General features: G+C 71.6%; 25 protein-coding genes. 16 read left to right on the forward strand and 9 right to left on the reverse strand.

Features of this window, described 5'->3' with window-relative positions; translation table 11 throughout:
* Nucleotides 1-6 precede the first annotated feature (6 nt).
* On the reverse strand, nucleotides 7-357 hold the full coding sequence (locus NYZ95_RS02485; protein ID WP_262848356.1) for a DUF8819 family protein: 351 nt from the start codon (nucleotides 355-357) through the stop codon (nucleotides 7-9).
* 44 nt (nucleotides 358-401) lie between these two features.
* Nucleotides 402-974, reverse strand: coding sequence for an HD domain-containing protein (locus NYZ95_RS02490; RefSeq protein WP_262848358.1), 573 nt, complete (start codon nucleotides 972-974; stop codon nucleotides 402-404).
* Nucleotides 975-1135: 161 nt separating this feature from the next.
* On the opposite strand from NYZ95_RS02490, the gene pflB reads away from it, so the two are divergent.
* Together pflB and pflA are read left to right on the forward strand one after the other, a co-directional pair.
* On the forward strand, nucleotides 1136-3400 hold the full coding sequence (pflB, locus tag NYZ95_RS02495) for a formate C-acetyltransferase (protein WP_262848360.1): 2265 nt from the start codon (nucleotides 1136-1138) through the stop codon (nucleotides 3398-3400).
* Entirely contained in the window at nucleotides 3400-4209 is an 810-nt protein-coding gene (gene pflA / locus NYZ95_RS02500; protein ID WP_262848362.1) for a pyruvate formate-lyase-activating protein, read from the forward strand. Before pflB ends, pflA begins: the two co-directional genes overlap by 1 nt.
* 2 nt (nucleotides 4210-4211) lie before the next feature.
* Here the strand turns inward: pflA and NYZ95_RS02505 are convergent, their stop codons facing one another.
* From NYZ95_RS02505 to NYZ95_RS02515, 3 genes are all read right to left on the reverse strand, one after another.
* Complete coding sequence (locus NYZ95_RS02505) at nucleotides 4212-4670, reverse strand: calcium-binding protein (protein WP_262848363.1); 459 nt, start codon at nucleotides 4668-4670, stop codon at nucleotides 4212-4214.
* A gap of 71 nt (nucleotides 4671-4741) precedes the next feature.
* On the reverse strand, nucleotides 4742-5329 hold the full coding sequence (locus tag NYZ95_RS02510) for a TIGR03086 family metal-binding protein (RefSeq protein WP_262848365.1): 588 nt from the start codon (nucleotides 5327-5329) through the stop codon (nucleotides 4742-4744).
* A gap of 81 nt (nucleotides 5330-5410) precedes the next feature.
* The gene (locus NYZ95_RS02515; RefSeq protein ID WP_262848367.1) at nucleotides 5411-7039 is read right to left on the reverse strand and encodes a DNA repair helicase XPB; all 1629 of its coding nucleotides are present in this window, start codon (nucleotides 7037-7039) and stop codon (nucleotides 5411-5413) included.
* 111 nt (nucleotides 7040-7150) lie between these two features.
* Between NYZ95_RS02515 and NYZ95_RS02520 the strand changes: the two genes are divergently transcribed.
* Nucleotides 7151-7714, forward strand: a complete 564-nt coding sequence (locus NYZ95_RS02520; RefSeq protein ID WP_262848369.1) for a DinB family protein — start codon at nucleotides 7151-7153, stop codon at nucleotides 7712-7714.
* 65 nt (nucleotides 7715-7779) lie between these two features.
* On the opposite strand, the gene NYZ95_RS02525 is transcribed toward NYZ95_RS02520, so the two are convergent.
* From NYZ95_RS02525 to NYZ95_RS02535, 3 genes are all read right to left on the reverse strand, one after another.
* Nucleotides 7780-8373, reverse strand: a complete 594-nt coding sequence (locus NYZ95_RS02525; RefSeq protein ID WP_262848371.1) for a CGNR zinc finger domain-containing protein — start codon at nucleotides 8371-8373, stop codon at nucleotides 7780-7782.
* 175 nt (nucleotides 8374-8548) lie between these two features.
* On the reverse strand, nucleotides 8549-9397 hold the full coding sequence (locus NYZ95_RS02530) for a thioesterase family protein (RefSeq protein WP_262848373.1): 849 nt from the start codon (nucleotides 9395-9397) through the stop codon (nucleotides 8549-8551).
* Nucleotides 9394-11259 carry a helicase-associated domain-containing protein gene (locus tag NYZ95_RS02535; RefSeq protein WP_262848375.1) on the reverse strand — a complete coding sequence of 622 codons (1866 nt, stop codon included), beginning with the start codon at nucleotides 11257-11259 and terminating at the stop codon, nucleotides 9394-9396. Before NYZ95_RS02535 ends, NYZ95_RS02530 begins: the two co-directional genes overlap by 4 nt.
* 52 nt (nucleotides 11260-11311) lie before the next feature.
* Between NYZ95_RS02535 and NYZ95_RS02540 the strand changes: the two genes are divergently transcribed.
* Nucleotides 11312-11776 carry a type II toxin-antitoxin system PemK/MazF family toxin gene (locus NYZ95_RS02540; protein WP_262848377.1) on the forward strand — a complete coding sequence of 155 codons (465 nt, stop codon included), beginning with the start codon at nucleotides 11312-11314 and terminating at the stop codon, nucleotides 11774-11776.
* 12 nt (nucleotides 11777-11788) lie between these two features.
* Here NYZ95_RS02540 and NYZ95_RS02545 read toward each other — a convergent pair whose 3' ends face one another.
* Nucleotides 11789-12259 carry a CGNR zinc finger domain-containing protein gene (locus NYZ95_RS02545; protein ID WP_262848380.1) on the reverse strand — a complete coding sequence of 157 codons (471 nt, stop codon included), beginning with the start codon at nucleotides 12257-12259 and terminating at the stop codon, nucleotides 11789-11791.
* A 93-nt stretch (nucleotides 12260-12352) separates the two neighbouring features.
* Here NYZ95_RS02545 and NYZ95_RS02550 point away from each other — a divergent pair, with 93 nt between their 5' ends.
* From NYZ95_RS02550 to NYZ95_RS02605, 12 genes are all read left to right on the forward strand, one after another.
* Entirely contained in the window at nucleotides 12353-12514 is a 162-nt protein-coding gene (locus tag NYZ95_RS02550; RefSeq protein ID WP_262848382.1) for a hypothetical protein, read from the forward strand.
* Entirely contained in the window at nucleotides 12511-12921 is a 411-nt protein-coding gene (locus tag NYZ95_RS02555; protein WP_262848384.1) for a VOC family protein, read from the forward strand. The genes NYZ95_RS02550 and NYZ95_RS02555 overlap by 4 nt, the downstream gene beginning before the upstream one ends.
* Before the next feature lie 57 nt (nucleotides 12922-12978).
* Nucleotides 12979-14058 carry a YihY/virulence factor BrkB family protein gene (locus NYZ95_RS02560; RefSeq protein WP_262848386.1) on the forward strand — a complete coding sequence of 360 codons (1080 nt, stop codon included), beginning with the start codon at nucleotides 12979-12981 and terminating at the stop codon, nucleotides 14056-14058.
* A 31-nt stretch (nucleotides 14059-14089) separates the two neighbouring features.
* A complete protein-coding gene (gene lon / locus NYZ95_RS02565) occupies nucleotides 14090-16426 on the forward strand; it encodes an endopeptidase La (protein ID WP_262848388.1) in 2337 nt (778 codons plus the stop codon).
* Between the two features lie 207 nt (nucleotides 16427-16633).
* Entirely contained in the window at nucleotides 16634-17188 is a 555-nt protein-coding gene (locus tag NYZ95_RS02570) for a PadR family transcriptional regulator (protein WP_262848390.1), read from the forward strand.
* Nucleotides 17188-17928: an ABC transporter ATP-binding protein gene (locus NYZ95_RS02575; protein WP_262848392.1), complete on the forward strand. Its 741-nt coding sequence runs from the start codon at nucleotides 17188-17190 to the stop codon at nucleotides 17926-17928. Before NYZ95_RS02570 ends, NYZ95_RS02575 begins: the two co-directional genes overlap by 1 nt.
* On the forward strand, nucleotides 17925-20537 hold the full coding sequence (locus tag NYZ95_RS02580; RefSeq protein ID WP_262848394.1) for an FtsX-like permease family protein: 2613 nt from the start codon (nucleotides 17925-17927) through the stop codon (nucleotides 20535-20537). Before NYZ95_RS02575 ends, NYZ95_RS02580 begins: the two co-directional genes overlap by 4 nt.
* Before the next feature lie 280 nt (nucleotides 20538-20817).
* Nucleotides 20818-21459, forward strand: a complete 642-nt coding sequence (locus NYZ95_RS02585; RefSeq protein WP_262848396.1) for an HAD family hydrolase — start codon at nucleotides 20818-20820, stop codon at nucleotides 21457-21459.
* Between the two features lie 55 nt (nucleotides 21460-21514).
* The gene (locus NYZ95_RS02590; RefSeq protein ID WP_262848398.1) at nucleotides 21515-21910 is read left to right on the forward strand and encodes a cold shock domain-containing protein; all 396 of its coding nucleotides are present in this window, start codon (nucleotides 21515-21517) and stop codon (nucleotides 21908-21910) included.
* A 56-nt stretch (nucleotides 21911-21966) separates the two neighbouring features.
* Nucleotides 21967-22779 (forward strand): DUF3027 domain-containing protein, encoded by an 813-nt coding sequence (locus NYZ95_RS02595; RefSeq protein WP_262848400.1) that lies wholly within the window; start codon nucleotides 21967-21969, stop codon nucleotides 22777-22779.
* 128 nt (nucleotides 22780-22907) lie between these two features.
* Complete coding sequence (locus NYZ95_RS02600) at nucleotides 22908-23438, forward strand: MarR family winged helix-turn-helix transcriptional regulator (protein ID WP_262848402.1); 531 nt, start codon at nucleotides 22908-22910, stop codon at nucleotides 23436-23438.
* Nucleotides 23435-25006 (forward strand): MFS transporter, encoded by a 1572-nt coding sequence (locus tag NYZ95_RS02605; protein ID WP_262848404.1) that lies wholly within the window; start codon nucleotides 23435-23437, stop codon nucleotides 25004-25006. The genes NYZ95_RS02600 and NYZ95_RS02605 overlap by 4 nt, the downstream gene beginning before the upstream one ends.
* Nucleotides 25007-25036: the final 30 nt, after the last annotated feature.

The following is a 25036-nucleotide window of genomic DNA, read 5'->3' on the forward strand; positions in this document are numbered from 1 at the left end:
GGTCCGTCAGCGCTGCAGCGCCCGGAGCCCTCCGAGCGGGGCGACGTCGATGCCGGACTCGGTGCACACCCACCGCGGTGCTTCGCCGAGCTCCGGCTCCACGCCCAGCGTGTGCTCGGCCGTCTCCTCGCACGCCGTGCACCGCGGCCAGCGGCTGCCGGCGTCCAGCAGGGCGTCCTGGACGTCCTGGGCGACGAGGCCGACGAGGAACGGAGCCCCGTCCGGCCACTGGGACACCCACCACCCGCGCTGGCTCAACGCGTCCTCGAGGACCGAGACGGCAGTCGCGTCAGCCATGCGGCAGGCGTCCAGGTCGTGCAGGACGCGGGCACGCGCCTCGAGGAGGTACTCCGTCACGGCGTCCAGAGTAAGCGTCGACACCAAGTTGCGTGGGCTGATCGTCAGACGGGGACCGGGCGACCGAGACCGGTGAGCTCGCGCGCGATGTTCACGCGGGCGGGTGTCTCCCAGAGCCGGTAGCCCGGCTCGGTCACGAAGATCTGGGGACGGTTCTGGTAGCGCGCCATCACCTTCGCCCGCAGCGCACGGTACTCGGTGGCCGGTAGGTAGTCGTTCTCCGCGCGGATCGCCGCGGCGTACCGGTCGTACCGTTCCTCGCTCTGCCCGAGGATGCTGAGGTCGGCGTCGCAGAGAGCGGCGGCCTCGACGTCGCCGTCCGGTGCAACGTGGTCCTGGGTCGACAGCACGATCTCGGCGACGCGGTCTCCCTGGTCCGGGCCGAGCCATCGTTGAGCGAGCTGCGCGGAGCGGGCGACGCTGTCGTCGCGGTGGACGTCGTAGACCGCGTCGTGGAACCACGCGGCCGTGCGGGTCAGCTCGACGTCGAAGACGAGTCCCTCGTCGGCGAGCACGTCAAGAGCGCCGATGACCTCGGCGAGGTGATCGGTGTCGTGATGCTCGCGGTGTGGCTCGGACCAGCGCTTCGCCAGCTCGAGCCTGATGCGGGGGTGCACTTGTCGAGCCTACGGCGGCTCGGGTCGACGTGCATCGCCGACCCGGGGTGTACGTGGGCAACTGTCCAATGTGTCCAAGACGACACCATTTGGTGGCTCAAACAACAAAATTCGGGTGTTGACTGAGGAAGAAGGCACGGTGTTGACGAGGGGAAGGAAACATGAGCATCGCGACCGACGCGCGGCTGGACACGAACGACGTCCGAGGCTGGGAAGGCTTCGTCGACGGGCCCTGGCGGGACCGGATCGACGTCCGCGACTTCCTTCAGCGCAACTACACCCCGTACGAGGGAGACGCCGCCTTCCTGGCGGGCCCCACGGAGCGGACGACGCGGCTCTGGGAGCGGCTCACCGCCATGTTCCCAGAGGAGCGCGAGCGAGGTGTCTACGACGTCGACTGGCAGACGCCGGCCGGGATCACCGCCCACGCGCCCGGCTACATCGACCGTGACGAGGAGGTCGTCGTCGGGCTCCAGACCGACGCCCCGCTCAAGCGCGCGATGATGCCCAACGGTGGGTGGCGGATGGTGGAGACGGCCCTCGACACGTACGGGTACCCGGTCGACCCGATGCTCAAGAAGGTCTTCACCGAGTACCGCAAGACCCACAACCAGGGCGTCTTCGACGCCTACCCGCCCGCGGTCCGCGCGGCCCGCTCGTCGCACATCATCACCGGGCTGCCCGACGCGTACGGCCGGGGTCGCATCATCGGCGACTACCGCCGCGTGGCCCTCTACGGCGTGGACGCCCTGATCGCCGCCAAGCGTCACGACCGCGCGGTGCTCGACATGGAGCGGGCCAGCGAGGACGTGATCCGCGCCCGCGAGGAGAACAGCGAGCAGATCCGCGCGCTCAATGAGCTGAAGGAGATGGCCGCCTCGTACGGCTTCGACATCTCGGGCCCGGCGACCGATGCGCGCGAGGCCGTCCAGTGGACGTACTTCGCCTACCTCGGCGCGGTGAAGGAGCAGAACGGCGCCGCGATGTCCCTCGGACGGACGGCGACGTTCCTCGACGTCTACCTCGAGCGCGACCTCGCCCGCGGCGACCTCACCGAGTCGCAGGCCCAGGAGCTCATCGACGACTTCGTCATCAAGCTGCGCATCGTCCGGTTCCTGCGGACCCCGGAGTACGACGCGCTCTTCAGCGGCGACCCGACCTGGGTCACCGAGTCGCTGGCCGGGATGGGAGACGACGGGCGGACCCTCGTCACGAAGACGACGTTCCGCTACCTGCAGACCCTCTACAACCTCGGACCCGCACCCGAGCCCAACCTCACGGTCCTGTGGAGCGACCGGCTCCCTGAGGGGTTCAAGCGCTTCGCCGCGAAGGTCTCGATCGACACCTCCGCGATCCAGTACGAGTCCGACCGCCAGATCCGCGAGCACTGGGGCGACGACGCCGCCATCGCGTGCTGCGTCTCGCCGATGCGCGTCGGCAAGCAGATGCAGTTCTTCGGGGCGCGGGTCAACCTCGCCAAGACGCTGCTGTACGCGATCAACGGCGGCCGTGACGAGATCACCGGCAAGCAGGTCGGCCCCGCGACGCCGCCGGTCGGCGAGGGCCCGCTGGACTTCGACGACGTGATGCGGCGCTTCGACGCCGAGATGGACTGGCTCGCCGCGACGTACGTGGAGGCGCTCAACGTCATCCACTACATGCACGACAAGTACGCCTACGAGCGGCTCGAGATGGCGCTGCACGACTCCGACGTGCTGCGGACGATGGCCTGCGGCATCGCCGGGCTCTCCGTCGCCGCGGACTCGCTCTCGGCGATCAGGTACGCGACCGTGGTGCCGGTCTTCGACGAGCGGGGCCTCGTCGTGGACTACGAGATCAGCGGCGACTTCCCGACGTTCGGCAACGACGACGACCGCGTCGACGCGCTCGCGCGCGACCTCGTCGAGCGGTTCATGGAGAAGGTGCGCGCGTACCCGACCTACCGCGACGCGCTGCACACCCAGTCCGTCCTGACGATCACGTCGAACGTGGTCTACGGCAAGGCCACCGGCAACACGCCTGACGGCCGCCGGCAGGGCGAGCCGTTCGCGCCGGGCGCCAACCCGATGAACGGCCGCGACACGCACGGCATGCTGGCCAGCGCGCTGTCGGTCGCCAAGCTCCCGTACGACGACGCGCAGGACGGCATCTCGCTGACGAACACCGTGGTCCCGTCCGGCCTCGGCCGTACGGAGGACGAGCAGGTCACGAACCTCGTCGGCCTGCTGGACGCCTACACCGGCGCCGACGGCTACCACATGAACGTCAACGTGCTGAACCGCGAGACGCTCGAGGACGCTATGGAGCACCCCGAGAAGTACCCGCAGCTCACCGTCCGGGTCTCCGGCTACGCGGTGAACTTCGTCCGCCTGACCCGTGAGCAGCAGCTCGACGTCCTCTCGCGGACCTTCCACGGAGCGGTCTGATGACGGCCACGCTTCTCGCCGACGTCCCCACGGTCGAGCTCGACCGCGAGGACCGGCTTGCGGCGATGCGTTCCGGCGAGGTCGGGGCGGTGCACTCGTGGGAGCTCGTGACGGCCGTCGACGGGCCGGGGACGCGGATGACGACGTTCCTCACCGGCTGCCCGCTGCGCTGCCTCTACTGCCAGAACCCCGACACCTGGCGGATGCGCGACGGGACGGAGGTGCGTGCCGACGACCTCGTCGCGAGGATCGCGCGCTACCGGTCGGTGTTCGCCGCCACCGGCGGCGGGATCACGCTGTCGGGCGGTGAGCCGCTGATGCAGCCCCGCTTCGTCGCGCACGTGCTCCGAGGGGCGAAGGAGCTCGGCGTCCACACGGCGCTCGACACCTCCGGGTTCCTCGGGGCCGCGGCGACCGACGAGATGCTCGACGACGTCGACCTGGTCCTGCTCGACGTGAAGTCCGGCGACGAGGAGACGTACCGGCAGGTGACCGGGCGTGCGCTCCAGCCCACGATCGACTTCGGCGACCGGCTCGCTGCGCGCGGGACGGAGGTCTGGGTCCGGTTCGTCCTCGTCCCCGGCCTCACCGACGCCGAGGAGAACGTCGAGAACGTCGCCAGGATCGTCGAGCGGTGGCCGAACGTCACGCGCGTCGAGATCCTCCCGTTCCACCAGATGGGAAGGGAGAAGTGGGAGCGGCTTGACGCGTCGTACGCGCTGTCCGACGTGAACCCGCCGTCGCCCGAGCTGGTCGGCCGCGTACGGCGCCAGCTCGAGGCGCACGGCCTCCCGACGTACGTGGGCTGAGCTCAGTCGTCGTGCTCGACGCCCTGGATCAGGAGGTCACGACCGGGGCCGCCACGCAGCACGTCCCTGCCCGGGCCGCCCACGAGGATGTCGTTGCCGGGGCCGCCCCACAGCCGGTCGTTGCCACGGTTGCCTTCGATGTCGTCGTTGCCGGCTCCGCCGCGGATCCGGTCGTTGCCGGCCCCGCCTTCGATGTCGTCCGCGCCGGCGCCGCCGCAGATCACGTCGTTGCCACCGAGCCCGCTGATCTCGTCATTGCCGCCGAGCCCGGCGATGACGTCGCGTCCGTTGGTGCCGCGCAGGTCGTCGTCGCCCTGCGTGCCGACGATCGTCGCGCGCAGCCCGGCGCACCTCGTGGCCTGGGCAGCGTCAGCGGCCCCTGTCGAGAGGGCGAGGCCGGAGATCCCGAGAAGCGTCGCGGCGCCCGTGGCGAGGGCGCGGCGTGCAGTGGTCGAAGTCATGGAATTCTCCTTCGTAGGAATCTTCAGGCTGACACCACCCGGTAACCACCGCTCCGCGCGGCATGCACGCGTCAGTGCGGCCAGGACGGTGAACGACCTGCCAGCGCCACGACGCGGTCGAGCAGCGGCGCGTCCTGGGGCACCGGGAGCGGCGGGCCGAACAGTCCCTCCCGCTCAGCCGCCTGGTCCGGGCTCGCGGACGCGGCGACGAAGTCGTGGACCAGGTCGAGCGCCTCCGGGTCGACGTCGTACGGCTGGCCGGTCGCGCGCGCGAGGTCCCAGCCGTGCAGCACCACCTCGTCGAGAGCCACCAGCCCGGCGACGTCGGCCGGCATGGTGATCCCCCCGGCGGTGGTCTCGCCCTCCCACGCGGTAGGCGCGCGCCACGCCTCGGCCAGCGCGTCCAGCCGCTCCGGGATGCGCTCGCGCCACCCTGACGCGAGCGCGCCGCCGGCGGGGTCGGGAGGCGCCTGCAGCATGGGGTCGTCGGACTTGCGCGCCGCGAGCGTGAATGCCAGCGCCAGACCGTCGAGGTGGTGCAGGAGGGTGGCGACGTCGTAGTGGCAGGGGGTGGGCCGGGTCAGGTCCTGGTCGCCGACGCCGTCGAGAAGCGCAGCGAGGCGGCGCGTCGCCGGGCCGAGGTCGGGAAGAGCGGGCATGGCTGTGCCTCTCGTCGTCCGAATCTGGTGCAGCACAGACTCCGGACGGCCGAGGAACTCATCGGCACCCCGAGCGCCGGCTCAGACGTCGGCCGCGTCGACGATCCGGTAGGCGTAGCCCTGCTCGGCGAGGAAGCGCTGCCGGTGCTGGGCGAACTCCGCGTCGACGGTGTCGCGTGCGACCACCGCGTAGAACCGTGCCGTCCGCCCGTCACCCTTGGGACGCAGCAGCCGCCCGAGCCGTTGCGCCTCCTCCTGGCGCGAGCCGAACGAGCCCGACACCTGGATCGCCACCGACGCCTCCGGGAGATCGACGGAGAAGTTCGCGACCTTCGACACGACGAGCAGGTCGATCTCACCGGCGCGGAACGCCGCGAACAGTGACTCGCGCTCCTTCACCGACGTCTCACCCTTGATGACCGGGGCGCCGAGGCGCTCGGCGAGCTCGTCGAGCTGGTCGATGTACTGACCGATCACCAGGGTCGGCTCTCCGCGGTGCTCCTCGACGAGGCGCTGGACGACCTCCGTCTTGCGCTCGGTCGAGGCGGCGAGGCGGTAGCGCACGTCGGCCTCCGCCGTCGCGTAGACGATCCGCTCCGAGTCGTTGAGCGTCACCCGGACCTCGACGCAGTCGGCGGGCGCGATGTATCCCTGGGCCTCGATGTCCTTCCACGGTGCGTCGTAGCGCTTGGGCCCGATGAGGCTGAACACGTCCCCCTCGTGCCCGTCCTCGCGGACGAGCGTCGCGGTGAGGCCGATCCGGCGCCGCGCCTGGAGGTCGGCCGTCATGCGGAAGATAGGGGCGGGCAGCAGGTGCACCTCGTCGTACACGATGAGCCCCCAGTCGCGTGCGTCGAACAGCTCGAGGTGGGGGTAGATGCCCTTCCGGCGCGTCGTCATCACCTGGTACGTCGCGATGGTGACGGGTCGGATCTCCTTCTTGGCGCCGCTGTACTCGCCGATCTCGTCCTCGGTGAGGGTCGTGCGCCGGAGCAGCTCTTCCTTCCACTGGCGGGCGGAGACGGTGTTGGTCACCAGGATCAGCGTCGTGGACCGGGCCTGGGCCATCGCGCCGGCACCGACGATGGTCTTGCCGGCGCCGCAGGGCAGGACGACGACGCCGGAGCCGCCGTGCCAGAACGACTCGACCGCCTCGGCCTGGTACGGGCGCATGTGCCAGTCGCCGTCGGACAGGGCGATCGGGTGCGCCTCGCCGTCGACATACCCGGCGAGGTCCTCGGCGGGCCAGCCGACCTTGAGCAGCGCCTGCTTGAGCGCGCCGCGCTCGGAGGGGTGCACGGCGATCGTGTCGTCGTCGATCCGCTCGCCGAGCATCGGGGCGATGCGCTTGGAACGGATCACCTCCTCGAGGACCGGGCGGTCGGTGGTCACGAGCACGAGGCCGTGGACGGGGGCGTTCTCGAGGCGCAGACGGCCGTAGCGCGACATCGTCTCGGCGACGTCGACCAGGAGCGCGTGCGGGACCGGGTAGCGCGAGTAGTCCATCAGCGCGTCGACCACCTGCTCGGCGTCGTGGCCCGCGGCGCGGGCGTTCCACAGGCCGAGCGGCGTGATGCGGTAGGTGTGGATGTGCTCAGGGGACCGCTCGAGCTCCGCGAACGGCGCGATCGCGCGACGGCAGGCCGCGGCCTGGTCGTGGTCGACCTCGAGCAGCAGGGTCTTGTCGGACTGGACGATCAGGCAGGACACGCATTCCTCCGGAGATGACGTCGTCTCATGACAGCACCAACGCCTGTCGCAGCAGGGCTATGCCCCGTGCGACGGTCGCAGCAAGGCCTTCGTTGTTCGTAGGGTGCGGCAATGACACGAAGCGAACGGCTCGCGGAGCAGTCGGACTGGTACTGGCGCAACAACCTACGGCCACGGCTGGAGGGGCTTTCCGACGAGGAGTACTTCTGGGAGCCGGTACGCGACTGCTGGAGCATCCGCCCATGGGGCACCTCTGTCGCGCCGAGGTCGGAGGGTGCGGGGGAGTGGACGATGGACTCCGCGTCCCCTGGCCCTGAGCCGGCCCCGGTGACCACGATTGCTTGGCGGCTGGCACACCTCATCGTCTCCTGCCTGGGTTATCGGGTCGGATGGTACTTCGGTGGCCAGGATGTCGACTCCGAGACGTTCGCCTACGCGGGGACCGCCGACGAGGCGCTGAGACAGCTCGATGAGATGTACGGGAGGTGGAACGCGGGGGTCCGCGAGCTCTCGGACGCCGACCTGGCGAATCCGCCCGCGGCGGGTCCCGAGCGACTTCCCATGGAGAACAGGGTCCTGCACGTGAACAGGGAGCTGATCCATCACGGCGCCGAGGTCTCGCTGCTGCGTGACCTGTACCGCTGGCGGGACGGAGCCGTGCCGGGCCGCACCTGATTCACCGACGACCGATCGAGCACCGGAGTGCCTGCGCGGGCTCCGACCGGGGGCTCGAGGTGGCGTCATGCGGGTCCTCCGAGCGGGGTGAGAAGGTCGGCGGTGCCTGAGGCGGCCCCGGCCCGCTTCCGCGCACGGTACGCCGCGACGTTGGCGCGCGACGCGCAGCGCTCGGAGCAGTAGCGGCGGGAGCGGTTGGGCGAGGTGTCGACGTAGGCGTTGACGCAGCCGTGCGCCGCGCAGACCCCGAGCCTGCCCGGGTCGAGGTCGCAGACGAGCATCGCGAGACCCATGAGCGACTCCGCGACGAGGAGGTCGGCGACCGAGGCGGCGCGGTCGGCGACGTGCAGACGCCACCCGCTGGGGCTGGTGCCGGAGTCGGTCGCGGCGGCGGTCGTGGGGACGACCAGCGGGGTGATGCGGTGGGCGGCGAACAACGCGTTGAGCGTCGCGACGACCTCGTCCGAGCGTCCTGCGCTGCCGTGCTCGAACATCGGACGCAGGCGCCGCTGGAAGCGCTGGAGCGTACGGACGTCACGCTCGGTGACCTGCGCGACGAGCCACGTACGGTCGGCGAGGTGGTCGCGGACATCCTCGACGCTGCCCAGCGGGGCGTTGACGAGCCGCGCCGCGCGCTCGGCGTAGCCCACGAAGTCCATCCGACGATCTTAGTCGGCGAGGCTGCGCCACGTAAGCGCTGCAGATCACTTTGGGCCTGACTTACCGCTCGGTAGGATGTAAGTAGCAGGAAGGTCGGTAGGCGTTACCGACCCGTGATCGCCCTCGCCGCAGTTACCCCCGGCCGCGGCGGGGGCGATGTCCGTCCTGGCGGCCTCAGCCGCGCGGCGCCACCAGCAGCGGCTGGGAGACGTAGCCGCACAGTCCCTCGGTGTCGGAGACCACCGCATGCGCGACCCCGGTCCCGCGCGACTCGATGTCGGTGACCGCGTCGAGGTGCATCCACTCCGACGACGGCACCCGCTGGAGCGTCACGCCCATCGCCGGAGGGACGAAGAGCCAGTCCCTCCCCGCCAGCCGCGAGCTGACCCCGTTCGTGGAGTCGGCGAGCGTGAGGAGGCGCTGGAGTCCGGTCGTCTCCTCGCCTGCCACCAGCGGGATCCGCGTGCGTCCCCACACCCGTGTGCGGCCGTCGTCCCCCTCGGACGCCGGGGCGCCGAACCCGCCTTGGGTGAAGCGCCACTCGACGGCTCGCCCGTACCCCCACTCGTCACGGACGCCGGGCATCGTGACCTGCGGCTGGGGTTTCGGCAGGGCCGAGGGCGCGGGCGCGCTGTGCGTGCGCGGCGCGCGGTCCTCCTCGTACGAGACGAGCCACGCGCGCGCCGTCACGACGGCACGGCCTTCGGCGAGCATCACCGCCTGGACCTGGCGTACCCGCCTCCCGGGGCGCAGGACCGTCACCTCGATCGCGCAGACGCCCTGGGGGATGGGGCCGAGGAAGTCGACGTCGATCTTGCCGACGGCCATCGGCTCGTCGCCCACGCCTGCCTCGATGCACCGCCCGAGGAGCGCCGAAGGCGGGCCGCCGTGCTGGGCCTGGGGGTGCCAGGGGCTCTCGGTGGCTGGGGTCGAGGCGAATGTCGTCTCGTCGACCTGCTCGTAGAAGCTGGCGGCGGGGAGCTCGGGCAGCTCGACCGCGGCCGACGCGCGAGAAGTGGTCACGGCGCGGACGCTACCTGGACGATGCGGTGGACCGCGAACCGCTGGACCTTCTGCGTGCGGTGGTCGAACGCGGTGAGCCAGCCCGCATCCACCCGCAACGGGTCGACCACGCGCTCTGTGCGGGTCCCCGCCTGGTCCATGTAGGCGAGCCACATCCGCTGCTGCAGCTCGGCGGCCTCGCGCAGCTGCGCCATCGTCGCCAGCGACCCCCGCTGGTCGTCGCGTCCGTCCGCGGGACGCAGCGAGGCCGCCATCTCGCCCGCGCGCAGCCCGGCAACCACCTCGGCCGGGTCAGGGGGAGGTCGCAGGTCGACCTCCACCGCCTCGGCCCGGACCTGGCCACGGTCACGGACGCGCAGGACCCCGCCCGCCTCCTCGGCGGCGGCCTGGCGTCCCGACGCGGCGAGGCGCTCGGCGAGGAGCTCGCTGCGCACCGTGCTGACCAGGACCGTCGGGGCGATCCGGTGGAACGTCGGGCCGAGCACCGGATCGGCGAGCAGCGCCTCGAGCTCGGCCGGGTCGTCGGCGCGGACGTACGCGGCGGCGTCGCCGAGACGGAGCCGTCCGTGCAGCCGGGCGGTGTCGTCGATCAGGTAGGACAAGGGCTGGGGGATCGGTGTCGTCGAGATCTCCGCGAGGAACGTATGGATCTCCGACGCCGGCCAGCCCAGGTCCAGCGCACGACGCAGGGACTCGGAGGTGAACCGGAAGACGGTCGCCCCACCACGGGACTCGACGACCGCGAGGTCCTCGAGTCGCGCGCGGGTCTTCGGCTCGAGGGGACCCGGCGCGACCGCGGTGAGATCGGCCTGCACCAGCACGTGGGTGACGGCCTCCGGCAGGAGGCCCTCCACCACGTCGCGGGCGTCCGGGAGCCCGAGGACGGCGCCGGCGGGGGACAACGCGTCGAGTGCGACGACCCCGAGCCAGGTGGCCTCGCGCAGCGTCCGGCGTACGAGGTCGTCGCGGCCGTCGTCGGCCCGCGGGAGGTGCCACGCCACGGCGTCGACGACGTCCTCGACGTCGGCGTACGCGGCGCCCTCGGTCGAGGCCAGGGTCCGGAGCACCTGGGCGCGGACGCGGCGGCCGGGGCGGCTCCTCCACGCGGAGGTGAGCGTGATCCACCGCTCGGCCGCGGACCTTTCGCGCCAGGCGTCGAACGCCGTCGTCGGCGCCCACACCTCGCCCTGCGCCTCGTGGACGGCGCGGCCGAGGAGGCGCGCAGCGCCGGACAGGTCGAGCAGGAACTCGACCTGCGCCGTGTCGACGCCGAGGAGCGACGCCGCGTTGCGCACGTCCCGCACCCCGTGGCCGCCGGAGCGCAGCACCGCCGGCGGCTCCTCGCCCCAGGCGGCGAGGAGGTGCTCGACGCGTTGCAGCACCTCCATGACCGAGCCTGCGCTCGCGTGCCGCATCCGTCGTTCGTCGACCGGGCGCGTGCGCAGCGCGGGCGGGCCGTCGTACGGGCCGCGCGGGCCGAACGTCCGCAGCGCGTCGCGCGCCTCGCGCACGACGTGCCATCGGTCCGGCTGCCCCCAGACGAGGGCGCTGGCGTGCAGGCGGGCCACCAGCGCGGCGAGCCGGGCGTCGTCGGCGTCGACCTGGCGGCGGAGGTGCGCGAGGGTGACGGGAGGCTCGAGCGCCGACATGGCTGCCAGGGTCGAGAGGTGGGCGAGGTCGAGCCGGTCCAGCGCCCACGCGACGGACGGCCGCGAGGCGGCGCGGGAGGCGAGCTGTCCGATGTCGGACGGCGCGGGAGCGGCGAGGTCGGGGCGCGCCCGCAGCAGCACCGTCAGCGCGTCGTCGCTGCGGGCCCGCAGGTCCTCGGCGAGCGTGCGCGGAGGGGTCTCGGACTCGCTCATCCGTCCCACGGTAGTCCGCGCGGCACAGCGGGTGAGCACTACGCTTCACGACATGTCTCGGACTCGTGATCTCCTCGGTCGGCTCGCCTCGGCGCTGGCCCCCACCCGCCGTACGCCGTCGGTCCCGCAGGGGCTGGTGATGGAGTACGCCCCGAAGCCCGACGGGCGTCCCGACCCGGGCGAGATCGTGTGGACGTGGGTGCCGTACGAGGACGACCCCCGCCAGGGCAAGGACCGGCCGGTGCTGCTGGTCGGCCGGCGCGGCGACGCGCTGGTCGGAGTCACGATGACGAGCAAGGACCACGACCGCGACGCCGCGGACGAGGCGCGGTGGGGCCGCTACTGGCTCGACATCGGGTCGGGTTCCTGGGACCGCCAGCGTCGGCCCAGCGAGGTGCGGCTCGACCGCCTCGTCACCGTCGACCCCGCCGCGGTGCGCCGTGAGGGCGCGGTGCTGGACCGCGCGCGCTTCGACCAGGTCGTCGCCGGTGTGCGGCGCCACGCCCACGTACGGTGAGCGCGCGCTGACTCAGGAGCGGCTGCGCTCGCGGTGCTGGCGCACCTTCGCGCGGTTGCCGCAGACCTCCATGGAGCACCACTGCCGCGAGTGGTTCTTCGAGCGGTCGTAGAACGCCCAGCGGCAGTCGTCGGCAGGGCAGATCTTCACGCGGTCCAAGCGACCCGCGAGCGCCAGCTGCGCGGCGGCGGCGGCGATCTCGGCGCTGACCGTGGTGCCGCGGAGGGCGACGTCGTCACCGAGCACCACGTCGATCGCGATCGCGATCGCCTCCGGTGACGTCTCGCCGCCGGCGCGTGCGCGCAGCCGTGCGCGGAGCTCGCGAGCCTCGGCGAGAGTCGTACGGGTCTGCTCGCGTCCCGACCACGCGGCGTAGGTCGCGACCGACTCGAGGTCGTCGGTGCCCTCCTCGACGTCGAGGGTGTTCAGGAAGGCGACCACCCGGTCGGCGGGGTCGGTGCCGAGATCTGCGTACGGGAACACGAAACCAGTGTAGTGGGATAGCTGGTTGCGCCCTGAAGCCGTAACTGGCAAAGTGTGTTCGCAAGTTACGGCTGACCCGACCGAGGAGGAGTCATGCATCCCTGGGCCTCGTACCTGATCACGAAGGACCTCCTGGAGCGCCGCGACCGCCGCCGCCCGAGCGTGCCGTCGTCGGCGGTCGAGCCGCGCACGGCGCACCGGAGCTCGGCGGCCCTCGGGTCCCGTCCCGTACGCGCGATGGGGTGCGTCGCATGAGCGCCCCCACCGCCACGACCGGCACGGGCGTCACGCTCGGCCTCTACGTGCTCGACTGTCCCGACCCGTGGGAGCTCGCCGCCTTCTACGGCGGGATGCTCGGCGCCGAGGTGGCGGCCGGTTCGAGCGACGACTGGGTCGAGCTGACCGGTCCGGGCACCGGCCTGGCGTTCCAGCGGGTGGCCCACCACCAGCCGCCCCGGTGGCCCGACGGGACGCCGCAGCAGGCGCACCTCGACCTTCGTGTGGACCGGTACGAGGAGCCGCACGCGCTCGCGCTGTCCCTCGGGGCGAGGCCGCTGGATCCGCTCACCCCGCCGAGCGTGGACGAGGCCCGCGACTTCCGCGTCTACGCCGACCCGGCCGGGCATCCCTTCTGCCTCTGCACCTGCGCGCCGGCTTCCTAGCGGGCACGGGCGCGTGGTGTCAACCCATGCGATCCCGGGAGCGGGTAGTTTTGCGGGGTGTCAGTCGCCGACCGGATCGACCGCTTCCAGCGGACTCACCCGTTCGTCGGATTTCCCATCGCCGTCGTCTACAAGTTCTTCGACGACTCCAGCAACTACCTGGCTGCCGCCGTCACCTACTACGCGTTCGTGGCGATCTTCCCCCTGCTCCTCATCGGCTCGAGCGTCCTGGGCTTCTTCCTCCAGAACGACCAGGCGTTGCGCGAGCAGCTGCTCGACACGGCGGTCGGCAGCTTCCCGATCATCAGCGACCAGATCGAGAGCACCGAGGGGCTGCACGGATCGACGGCGGCCGTCATCTTCGGTGCCCTGGTCGCGCTCTACGGAGTGCTCGGGCTCGGCCAGTCCTCGCAGTACGCGATGAACGTCGCCTGGGCGGTTCCGCGCAACTCGCGACCCAACCCGTTCGTGGGGCGGGGACGCAGCCTGGTCATGCTGGGCTTCGCCGGTTTCGCGATCCTCGTCATCGCCGGCCTGACCGCCTTCCTGTCCACGAGCCCGTGGTTCTCCGACGAGCACCGGTGGGCCGGATGGGCGGCCCGCGGAGGGACGTTCATCCTGAGCGGGCTGGCCTTCACCGTTCTCTTCCTCATGGCCTCGGCGCGCAAGCACAGCTTCAGGGCGGCGGCGCCCGGCGCGTTCGCCGTCGCGATCCTCTGGCAGGGCCTCCAGCTCGCCGGCACGGCGTACGTCCAGAACGTGATCGCCCGGTCGAGCAACCTCAACCAGATCTTCGCCGTGGTCCTCGGGATGATGGGCCTCATCTACATCGGCGCGGTGATGGCCATGATCGGGGTTCAGATCAACGTGGTCCGCACCAAGCGGCTCTACCCGCGGGCCCTCCTGACGCCGTTCACCGACAACGTGAGCCTGACCAAGGCCGACCAGCGCGCGTACTCCGACTACGCGAAGGCCCAGCGCCACAAGGGGTTCGAGTCGATCCGGGTCGCGTTCGGGCACCCGCAGGAGCGGCGCCGCGTCGAGCTGCCGCCGCCGACCCCGGAGCGGCAGCGTGTTCGCCCGCGGCGAACGGGATCCGGCCCAGAGGGGGAACAAGCCGAGCCTCATCGAAGTTGAGTAGGGCACGCTCAACTTTGAAAGGTTGCTCATGACTGAGGCTCACGCCCCCCAGCAGCTGCCCGTCCTTTTCTTGACCGAGCCTGTCCTTCTTCCCGGGATGGTCGTGCCGATCGAGCTCGACGAGGCTGCCCGTGCCGCGGTCGATGCCGCGCGTGCGAGCTCCGACGACCACCTCCTGGTCGCCCCGCGTCTCGAGGACCGCTACGCCTCGTACGGCGTCGTGGCCGAGATCGTCCAGATCGGCCGGACGCAGACGGGGGAGTCCGCTGCCGTCCTCAAGGCCCACCGCCGCGCGCGTATCGGGACCGGCGTGACCGGTCCCGGTGCCGCTCTGTGGGTGGAGGCCGAGGAGGTCGACGAGGATCTCGACGACCCGCGCATCCCCGAGCTCGCGAAGGAGTACAAGTCCCTCGTGATCGCCAACCTGCAGCGCCGCGACGCGTGGCAGGTCGTCGACATGGTCAACAAGGTCACCGAGCCGTCGACGCTCGCCGACATGGCCGGGTACGCCCCCTACTTCACCGACGTCCAGAAGCGCCAGCTCCTGGAGACGCCCAGCACGGCCGAGCGGCTCGAGACGCTCCTCGGCTGGACGAAGGACGTGATCGCCGAGGCCGACCTGGCCGAGAAGATCGCCGAGGACGTCCGTGAGGGCATGGACAAGACCCAGCGCGAGTTCCTGCTCCGCCAGCAGCTCGCCGCGATCCGCAAGGAGCTCGGCGAGGACGAGCCCGACGGCGCCGACTCCTACCGCGAACGCGTCGAGGCCGCCGACCTCCCCGAGGACGTCCGTACCGCTGCCCTGCGCGAGGTCGACAAGCTCGAGCGCTCCTCGGAGCAGAACCCGGAGACCGGCTACATCCGGACCTGGCTCGACACGGTCCTCGACATCCCGTGGAACGTGAAGACAGACGACAACGACGACGTCGACGGCGCCCGCGCGGTGCTCGACGCCGACCACCACGGCCTCGACGACGTGAAGGACCGCATCGTCGAGTACCTCGCCGTCCGTGCGCGCCGCGCCCAGCGCGGTCTGCAGGTCGTCGGCGGACGCGGGTCGGGTGCCGTCATGGTGCTCGCCGGGCCGCCGGGAGTCGGCAAGACCTCGCTCGGCGAGTCGGTCGCCCGCGCCCTCGGACGGAAGTTCGTCCGCGTCGCCCTGGGCGGCGTGCGCGACGAGGCCGAGATCCGCGGCCACCGCCGTACGTACGTCGGCGCGCTCCCCGGACGTGTGGTCCGTGCGATCAACGAGGCCGGCTCGATGAACCCCGTCGTCCTTCTCGACGAGGTCGACAAGCTCGGCGCCGACTTCCGGGGCGACCCGGCGGCGGCCCTGCTCGAGGTGCTCGACCCGGCGCAGAACCACACGTTCCGCGACCACTACCTCGATCTCGACCTGGACCTCTCCGACGTGCTGTTCCTCGCGACCGCCAACGTCGTGGAGCAGATCCCGCAGGCGCTGCTCGACCGCATGGAGCTGGTGACCCTCGACGGCTACACCGCTGACGACAAGGCCGCGATCGCCCGCGACTTCCTCTGGCCCCGCCAGCTGGAGCGCGCGGCCCTCGACGCCGACGAGGTCTCCTTGACCGACGCGGCGCTGGCCAAGATCGTCGCCGACTACACCCGCGAGCCGGGCGTACGCCAGCTGGAGCGGCTGCTCGCCAAGATCCTGCGCAAGGTGGCGACCAAGCTCGCCGGCGCCACGGGTCAGGAGACCGTCGTGGTCGACGAGCCGGACCTCAAGGAGTACCTCGGCCGTCCCCGGTTCACCCCGGAGTCGGACGAGCGTACGGCGGTGCCGGGCGTCGCGACCGGGCTGGCGGTCACCGGGTTCGGCGGCGACGTCCTCTACATCGAGGCGACGCCGACCGACGGCAAGCCGGGGATCACTCTCACCGGTCAGCTCGGTGACGTGATGAAGGAGTCGGCGCAGATCGCGCACTCCTACGTCCGCTCGCACGCTGAGGCGCTCGGGGTCGACCCGGCGTTCTTCGACCACCACGTCCACATCCACGTCCCGGCCGGCGCCATCCCCAAGGACGGCCCGTCGGCCGGCGTGACGATGGTGACCGCGCTCGTCTCGGCAGCGACCGGTCGCAAGGTCCGATCCGAGGTGGGCATGACCGGCGAGGTCACCCTGAACGGCCGGGTCCTTCCGATCGGCGGGGTGAAGCAGAAGCTGCTCGCCGCCCAGCGGGCGGGGCTCACGACCGTGTTCGTCCCGTACCGTAACGAGCCCGACCTCGACGAGGTGCCCGCCGAGGTGCTCGAGGCGATCGACGTCCGTCCGATGACCGACGTGGCCGAGATCGTCGCGCAGGCCCTCGAGCCGGCGACCCAGGGGGCGCAGGCCGCGGCCTGACGCACTCCGTTCACCCCCTCCCCACCCCGGGTCCGCGCACCTGCGGTTTCCCACGCTGGCGGGGCAAACCCCGGTTGGCGCGGCTTGCAAGCCGCGCCAACCGGGGTTTCCTGCGTTGGCGTGGGAAACCTCGAGAGGGTTGCGGAGGCGGGCATATACCCGGTATACATCTCTCTACCTGGATGAATACTCGGTATAGGGGTGCGGATGTCGATCCGGCAAGGACTGCTCGCGCTGCTCTCTGAGCAGCCGATGTACGGCGCGCAGCTGCGCGCAGAGTTCGAGCGCCGCACCGCGGGGACGTGGCCGCTCAACGTCGGGCAGGTCTACACGACCCTGGGGCGCTTGCAGCGCGACGGGCTCGTGGAGGCCGACGGCGAGCCCGACGAGGAAGGCCGGATCACCTACCGGCTCACTCCCGACGGCCGCACCGCCGTGGGGGAGTGGTTCGCCTCGTCGGTGTCGCCGGACTCCGCCCCGCGTGACGAGCTCACGATCAAGGTCGCGCTCGGCATCACGCTCTCGGACGTCGACGTCGCGTCGGTCGTCCAGACCCAGCGCGCCGACTCCTTGCGCCACCTCCAGGCGCTCACCCGCCACAAGCGCGAGGCCCTCGCCGAGGACGACCTCCCCCGCGAGCTCGTCCTCGAGCGCTCGATCTTCGCGACCGAGGCGCAGGTGCGCTGGCTCGACCACATGGAGTCCCGGATCCGCCGGGCCCGACGCCGTACGACCCCCGCCGCCGCAGAGGAGACAGAGTGATGACCGCACCCCACGACCCCGAGATCCTGCTCGCGCTGCGGGACGTGCACCGTACGCACGGGGAGGGCCCGACCGCCGTCCACGCGCTGCGCGGGGTCGACCTGACGTTGCGTGCCGGTGAGCTCGTCGCCGTGATGGGACCGTCGGGATCGGGCAAGTCGACGCTGCTCAACCTCGCCGGCGGCCTGGACGCGCCGACCAGCGGCGACGTCGTCGTCGAGGGGGTCGCGTTGGGGTCGTACTCGCGCAGCGCTCTCGCACAGGTCCGTCGCCGCCGCCTCGGGTACGTCTTCCAGGACCTCAACCTCATCCCGACGCTCACCGCCGCGGAGAACGTCGCGCTCCCGCTGGAGCTCGACGGGACCCGTGCGCGGGACGCCCGGGAGGACGCGCTGCGCTCACTCGACGACGTCGGCATGCGCGACGCCGCCGACAGGTTCCCCGACGACATGTCGGGCGGCCAGCAGCAGCGTGTCGCGATCGCGCGGGCCCTCGTCGGTCCCCGCCGCGTCCTGCTGGCCGACGAGCCGACGGGTGCTCTCGACTCCGAGACCGGCGAGGAGGTGCTCGCAGTGCTCCGCCGCCGGATCGACGCCGGCGCCGGCGGGCTCCTCGTGACCCACGAGCCCCGGCACGCGGCATGGGCCGACCGGGTCGTCTTCCTGCGCGACGGCCTCGTCGTCGACTCCGGTGACGCCGACGCCCCCTCGGTCGGCCTCGGCGAGGTGGCGTCCGCATGAGCACCGGAGTCGCTCGCTGGAGGCTTGCGCTGCGCATGGCGCGTCGTGACGCCCGACGGTCGAAGGGCCGCAGCGCCCTGGTCGCCGCGATGGTCGGCGTGCCGGTGATGATCGTCGTCGTCCTCACGACGGTGATCGCGACAGGTGACGTCTCCGCCGAGGAGAACCTGCCGGCCACCGTCGGCCAGGCAGCGGCGCGCGTGTCCTGGGGCGGCGCGGGAGCGGTCTCGCAGGACCCCGACGGCATCGCAGGCGGCACGGGGGCTGGTGACAGTCCGTGGGGTCAGGAGCGTCCTCCCGCGAGCGCCCTGCAGGAGGTGCTTCCCGAGGCAACCCTCGTCCCTGTGCGCTCGGGGCGCGCGGTGGTCTCGCGAGCCCTCGGCGCGGTGGACGTCCTCGAGGTGGACGCGGCAGAGCCCGCGACCGAGGGACTCGTCATGCTCTCGGACGGCGACCTCCCCCGGACCGTCGACGAGGTCGTGCTCAGCCCTGGCCTGGCCGACGGCGACATCGAGACCGGCGACACCGTCACGCTCGGCGGCTCAGAGCGGGAGGTCGTGGGCATCGGGACGTACGAGTCCGTCGCCGCCTCGCCGGGTCGTCACTCGCTCGTCACGATGCCGGGATCCGGGCTGCTCGACGCGGGAGCGTCCACCGACTACCTGGTCGTCCAGGACGCGCCCGTCACGTGGGACGACGTCAAACGGCTGAACGGTCTCGGCTTCATGGTCGTCTCGCGGTCGGTCGTCGAGAACCCGCCGCCGAAGTCGGAGCAGTACGCCGAGCTCGTCGGGTGGGATCGGGACGACGCCGCGCGCGAGGTCCTCGCGATCGTCGTCACCGCGATCGTGCTCCAGGTCGTCCTGCTGGCGGGCCCCGCCTTCGCGGTCGGCGTGCGCCGCCAGCGCCGCGACCTCGCGCTCCTGGCCGCGGCCGGCGGAGGGCCCGCGGACGTCCGGCGCGCGGTCCTCGCGCAGGCCCTGCTGCTCGGACTCGGGGCAGGAGCCCTCGGGGCGGTGCTCGGCCTCGCCCTCTCGCCGGCGGTCGTCGCGCTGATCCCTCGGTGGTTCGACAACGAGGCGTTCGGTCCGTTCGACGTCATGTGGTCGGCCGTCGTGGCCGCGGTGCTCCTCGGAGCAGTCGCGGCCTTCCTGGCGGCGCTCGTCCCGGCGCGCCAGGTCGCGAACCAGGAGGTGAGCGCGGCGCTCGCGGGTCGTCCGAGCAGGCCGGGTCGGCGCAACGGCTGGCCGCTCGTCGGCGTGGCGCTCGTGGTCGTCGGACTGGCTCTCTGCTTCACGCGCGGCGTCCGGCCCGGTGGGGAGACCGCCGTCGCCGTCGGGACGATCGCCGTCGTCCTGGGCACGGTCTTCCTGACGCCGCTCGTGCTCGCCGGGGTCGGCCGGCTCGGTGGGGCCCTGCCGCTGCCGCTGCGCCTCGCCGTACGTGACACGACGCGCCAGCGTGCCCGCAGCACCCCCGCGGTGGCCGCGGTGATGGCGACGGTCGCCGGGATCACCGCGCTGGCGATCGCCGGGGCGAGCGACTTCGAGCAGAACCGCCGCGAGTACACGTTCTCCTACCCGCCTGGCACGACGGTCCTCAGCGAGTTCACCTCCGGGGTCGACGACGCGGGAGAGGCGGCAGGTCGAGCCGCCGGCGTGTCCTTCACACCGCTCGGATCCGCAGGGGCGGAGCAGATCGAGGGCGGTGACGGGCGCTTCGCGCACGTCTGGGTCGAGTCCGGCCGAGACGACGAGTGGGCGGGACTGACGCAGGTCGCCGTCGCGACGCCGGACGAGCTCGCGGCCTGGGGTGTCGAGCTCTCGCCGTCACAGGCCGACGCACTCCGCTCGGGCCAGGCTCTCGTCAGCCCGTCCGCGCGCGACGCGGACGGTCGCCTGAGGCTCACGGTCGACGAGGAGTCGGACGGTGAGACCACCTCCCGAGACGTGGTCCTCGACGGGCAGGTCGCCGAGCTGGGCATGGGTCCGGTGCCTCAAGGGCCAGAGCCCACGGTGGCGAGGGCGGTGATCTCGCCCGAGACGGCACGCGCGCAGGGCATCCCGTACGAGCGGGTCAGGGCGGTCGCCGGCGAGGCGCTGAGCGCCGAGCAGCTTCGCCAGGTGCGTGCGGCGCTGCGCGACCTGCCGGGCCACCAGGGCCTGCACACCGAGCGCGGGTTCCAGGAGACGTTCACTCTCCAGCTGCTCCTGCTCGTCGGGGCCGGCGGGCTCGCGGTGCTCGTCGGGACACTGAGCGCGACCGGCCTCGCGCTCGTCGATGCGAGGCCGGACCTGGCGACGCTCGCCGCGGTCGGGGCCGGCCCCGCCACGCGCCGAACGGTCGCCGCTGCGCAGGCGGTGGTCCTCGGTGTCCTCGGCGCCGCGATGGGGGTCGCGGTCGGGTTCGCGCCGGGCCTCGCCGCCACCTGGCCGTTGACGTCGGACAGGTGGGTAGGGTCCCCGCTCGCCGAGGACGCGGGACCGGTCATCGACATCCCGTGGGGGATCCTCGCGACGATCGTCGTGGTCGTCCCTCTGGTCGCTGCAGCGGCATCGGCGCTGGTCACCCGAGGGCACGTGCCGCTCACGCGGAGGCTGGCCCAGTGAGCGGCGACCTCCCTAATGTGTCACCCACTGTTACGCAACCGTTACCCCAGAACGGAAACATTCTGAGTACCACGGGCGTCTACAGTGGTCACAAGGTACGACACGAGGTGTAGGGGGCACTGATGTCGCACATCGATCTTGCCGAACGCCACAGGCGAGCCGCACGGCTCCGGATTGCTCAGCTCGTCGCGCTCCGTCGCGCGACGGCCAGCACGACCGAGCGTGCAGTACGAGAAGAGAAGTCCTCTTCCTGACCCGACGCTGCACGTAACCTGCGGGGGTGCCCACTCATGATCTCGGGACCACCCCGCTGGTCGGTTTCGACCTCGACATGACGCTGATCGACTCGCGTCCGGGGATCAAGGCCGTCATGGAGGAGCTCGCGGCTCGCACCGGTGTCGCGATCGACTCCGACCTCGTCGTGTCGCGGCTCGGCCCGCCGCTCGAGACCGAGCTCGCGCACTGGTTCCCTGCGGCCGCGGTCCCCTCCGTGGCCGACCTCTACCGGTCGCTGTACGCCGACATCGCGGTCGCGCGCGTGACCGCGCTGCCCGGCGCCCGTGCGGTGTTCGACGCCGTGCATGCGCGCGGCGGACGTACGGCGGTCGTCACCGCCAAGAACGGCCCCGACGCCCGCCGCCACCTCGAGCACCTCGGCCTCGTCGTCGACGACGTCCGGGGCCGGGCGTGGCGCAGCGGGAAGGCCGACGCGCTCCGCGACCTCGGCGCGGTCGCGTACGTCGGTGACCACGTGCACGACATGGAGGCGGCCTCGCTCGCCTCGATCCCCGGTGTCGGTGTCGCGACCGGGCCCTGCTCGCCGCGCGAGCTCGCCGACGCCGGCGCCGCGCTCGTGGTCGACTCGCTCGACGAGCTGGTGGGACGCCTGGACCTGGTGTGGCCGGTCGCGGGCGTGTCCTAGTCTGGGCCTGGTCCCCGCGGCGCCGCCGCCCAACGTGCGACGAAAGGTCATCCCCGTGCCTGTTGGCAAGGTGAAGTGGTACGACCCGGAGAAGGGATTCGGGTTCCTCAGCCGAGACGGCGGTGAGGACGTCTTCGTCCGTGCCGACGCGCTGCCGGCGGGGGCGACCACCCTCAAGCCCGGCACGCGCGTGGAGTTCGGCATCGTCGCGGGACGGCGCGGCGACCAGGCACTGCAGGTCCGCCTCCTCGACCCGACGCCCTCGGTGTCGAAGCAGCAGGCGAAGGCGCGTCGCAAGCCCGCCGAGGACATGGTCGTCATCGTCGAGGACACCATCCGCCTCCTCGACCAGCTGAGCGGCACCTACCGTGCGGGGCGTCACCCGGAGGGTCGTACGGCCAAGCAGACGGCGGCCCTGCTGAGGGCCCTCGCCGACGAGCTCTCGACCTGATCGGAAGGTCGTGACCCTGCGTGGCCACGGCTTGCCGCGTACGGAAGAATGGTTGTATGTCTGCCCCTCGTTCTGCGACCACTCGTGTGTCCTCGGCTCGCGCGCCGAAGCTGGACGCGGTCGCTGCGGGTGCCGTCGACGTGGCGCGGGCTGCGCTCGTCGACGAGGTGGGCGAGTCCTCGGTGGGGGAGCACCTCGGCGTGCGCGCCGAGGGTGACCGTGTGGTGACGCACCTCTTCGCGACCGCGCTCCCCGGCTACCGGGGCTGGCACTGGTCGGTGACGGTCGCCCGCGCGCTGCGCCAGAAGAGGGTCACCGTCGACGAGGTCGTCCTCCTGCCCGGCGAGGACGCGATCATCGCGCCGCCGTGGACCCCGTACAAGGACCGTGTGCGCTCTGGCGACATGAACCCGGGCGACCTGCTGCCTCCGGAGGAGAACGATCCCCGGCTCGCGCCGGCGTGGTTCGTCGGCGACGACGCGGTTGACGCCGAGGTCGACCCCACCTCCGTACGCCCGATCGCGGACGAGGTCGGTCTCGGTCGCGTCGAGGTGCTCTCGCTCGAGGGCCGCGACGCCGCCGCTCAGCGGTGGTACGACGGTGCGCACGGCCCCGACACGTCCCTCGCCCAGCAGGCGCCGGCGCCCTGCCGTACCTGCGGCTTCATGGTCTGGCTGAGCCCTCCGCTCGGCACGCTCTTCGGGGTGTGCGCGAACGCAATGGCCAACGACGACGGCAAGGTCGTGTCGTTCGACCACGGCTGCGGGGCCCACTCGGAGGCCCGGGTGTCTCGCGCCTCGGCCGCGCTGCCGACGCCCGTCCACGACACCGTCACCGTGGACGACGTGGCTGACGCCGAGCCCGTCTGACCCTTTCCTTCCTCCTCCTGCCCGGACGGGCGCTGTGACGAACCCCGCACCAATTTAGTTGCGTGCTGAAAGCATCCGGATTATGGTTGCGTAGCAAAACCAACTAAGAACGTCGAGGTGACCCACGCATGCTCACGACCGAGACCGCGGAACGGATGGTCGGCGTCCTCGGGAAGCTGAGCCGCGTGCTCCGCTCGTCCAGCCACCGGTGGGAGAACGCGATCGGCATGCGCGGCAGCGACCTCACCGTCCTGCGGCGCCTTCAGCGCCACGGTGAGCAGCGCGTGAGCGACCTCGCCGAAGCTCAGTGCGTGACGGCGTCGGTCATCAGCCGTCAGGTCGCGGCGCTCGAGCAGGACGGCCTCGTCGAGCGGCACAGCGATCCCGCCGACGCCCGTGTGGGTCTGATCCGGCTGTCCGAGCTCGGCAGGGCGCGTCTCGAGCAGGTCACGCAGCGCTATGTCGGCGTGCTCCAGTCGGCGCTCTCGGACTGGGACGAGGCCGAGACCGCGCGGACGGCAGAGCTGATCAGCGCGCTCGCCGACCGACTGGCCCGTGAACGCGACCGGTACCTCGACCACCTCCCCCTTGACCCGGTCGTGGCGGCCCCCACCGTCACGACCCTCGACCGTACGAACGAGAGGAACCTCGCCTCGTGACCACCGCTCCACCTCAGAGCCACGACGAGCTCGACCACCGCGCCATCATGGAGGTGATGGTCGGCCTGCTGGCCGCGCTCTTCACCGCCATGCTCAGCAGCACGATCGTGGCCAACGCGCTCCCGACGATCATCGGGGACCTGGAGGGCACCCAGTCGCAGTACACCTGGGTCGTCACGACCTCGCTTCTGGCGATGACGGTCAGCACGCCGATCTGGGCGAAGCTGTCGGACCTGCTCAACAAGAAGCTCCTGGTCCAGATCGCCTTGATCGCCTTCGTCGTCGGGTCGGTGATGGCGGGCTTCGCCCACGACGTCCCGACGCTGCTCGTGGCACGCGGTCTCCAGGGGCTCGCGATGGGCGGCCTGACGGCGCTCGCCCAGGCGATCATCGCCTCGATCATCCCGCCGCGCGAGCGTGGCCGCTACAACGGCTACATGGGCGCCGTGATGACGCTCGCCACCGTGAGCGGCCCGCTCGTCGGCGGTGTGATCGTCGACTCCGCCCTCGGCTGGCGCTGGACCTTCTTCGTGTGCGTGCCCTTCGCCGTCGTCAGCCTCGTGGTGCTCCAGCGCTACCTCAAGCTGCCGACGCTCGTGAAGGACGTGAGCGTCGACTACGCCGGTGCGATCCTCATCGCCATCGCCGCCAGCCTCCCGCTGCTGTGGGTCACCTTCGCCGGCAGCTCGTACGCGTGGGTCTCGTGGCAGAGTGCCCTCTTCGTCGGCGGCACCGTCGTGGCGGCCCTCGCCTTCGTCCTCGTCGAGTCGAAGGTCCGCGAGCCGCTGGTACCTCTGAAGGTGTTCAAGGACCGCACCACGACCCTCGCCATCGTCGCGAGCATCGCCGTCGGCATCGGCATGTTCGGCAGCTCGGTCTTCCTCGGGCAGTACCTCCAGGTCGCGCGCAGCTACTCGCCGACCGAGGCCGGTCTCATCACCATCCCGATCATGCTCGGCTCGCTCGTGGGCACGATCGGCTCCGGCCAGCTCATCGCCCGCCACGGGAAGTGGAAGGTCTTCCTCGTCTCCGGCGCTGCGCTGCTGATCGGCGGCCTCGGGCTGCTCGGCACCATCGACCACGCGACGCCGCTGTGGCAGATGTGGATCTTCATGACCCTGATGGGTCTCGGCCTGGGCATGCTCATGCAGAACCTCGTCCTCGCCGTCCAGAACACGGTGGACGTCACCGAGGTCGGGATGACGTCCGGCGCCGTCTCGTTCTTCCGCTCGCTCGGCGGCACCATCGGTGTCTCGGTGCTCGGCGCCGTCCTCGCGGCGAGCGTCAAGGAGAAGATCACCGCCGGTCTGCGGCAGCTCGGCATCCCCATGTCGGGGTCCGCCGGGGGTGGCACCCTCGACCTCGCCAACATGCCGGAGCCGGTCGCCCACGTCGTCCGGTTGGCCTACGGCGACGCGACGGGAGAGATCTTCCTGATCGCCGCAGGCGTCGCGGTCGTCGCGCTCATCGCGGTCGCGTTCATCAAGGAGGTCCCGCTGCGGACCACGGTCCGCAAGCACGACGACGCGAGCGCCGACTCAGTGCGGGAGCCGGAGACCGTGGCCTGACCCACGCGTACGAAGGGCCGCCCTCGGGTT

Source organism: Mumia quercus (assembly GCF_025506335.1).
Taxonomy (GTDB): Bacteria; Actinomycetota; Actinomycetes; order Propionibacteriales; family Nocardioidaceae; genus Mumia; species Mumia quercus.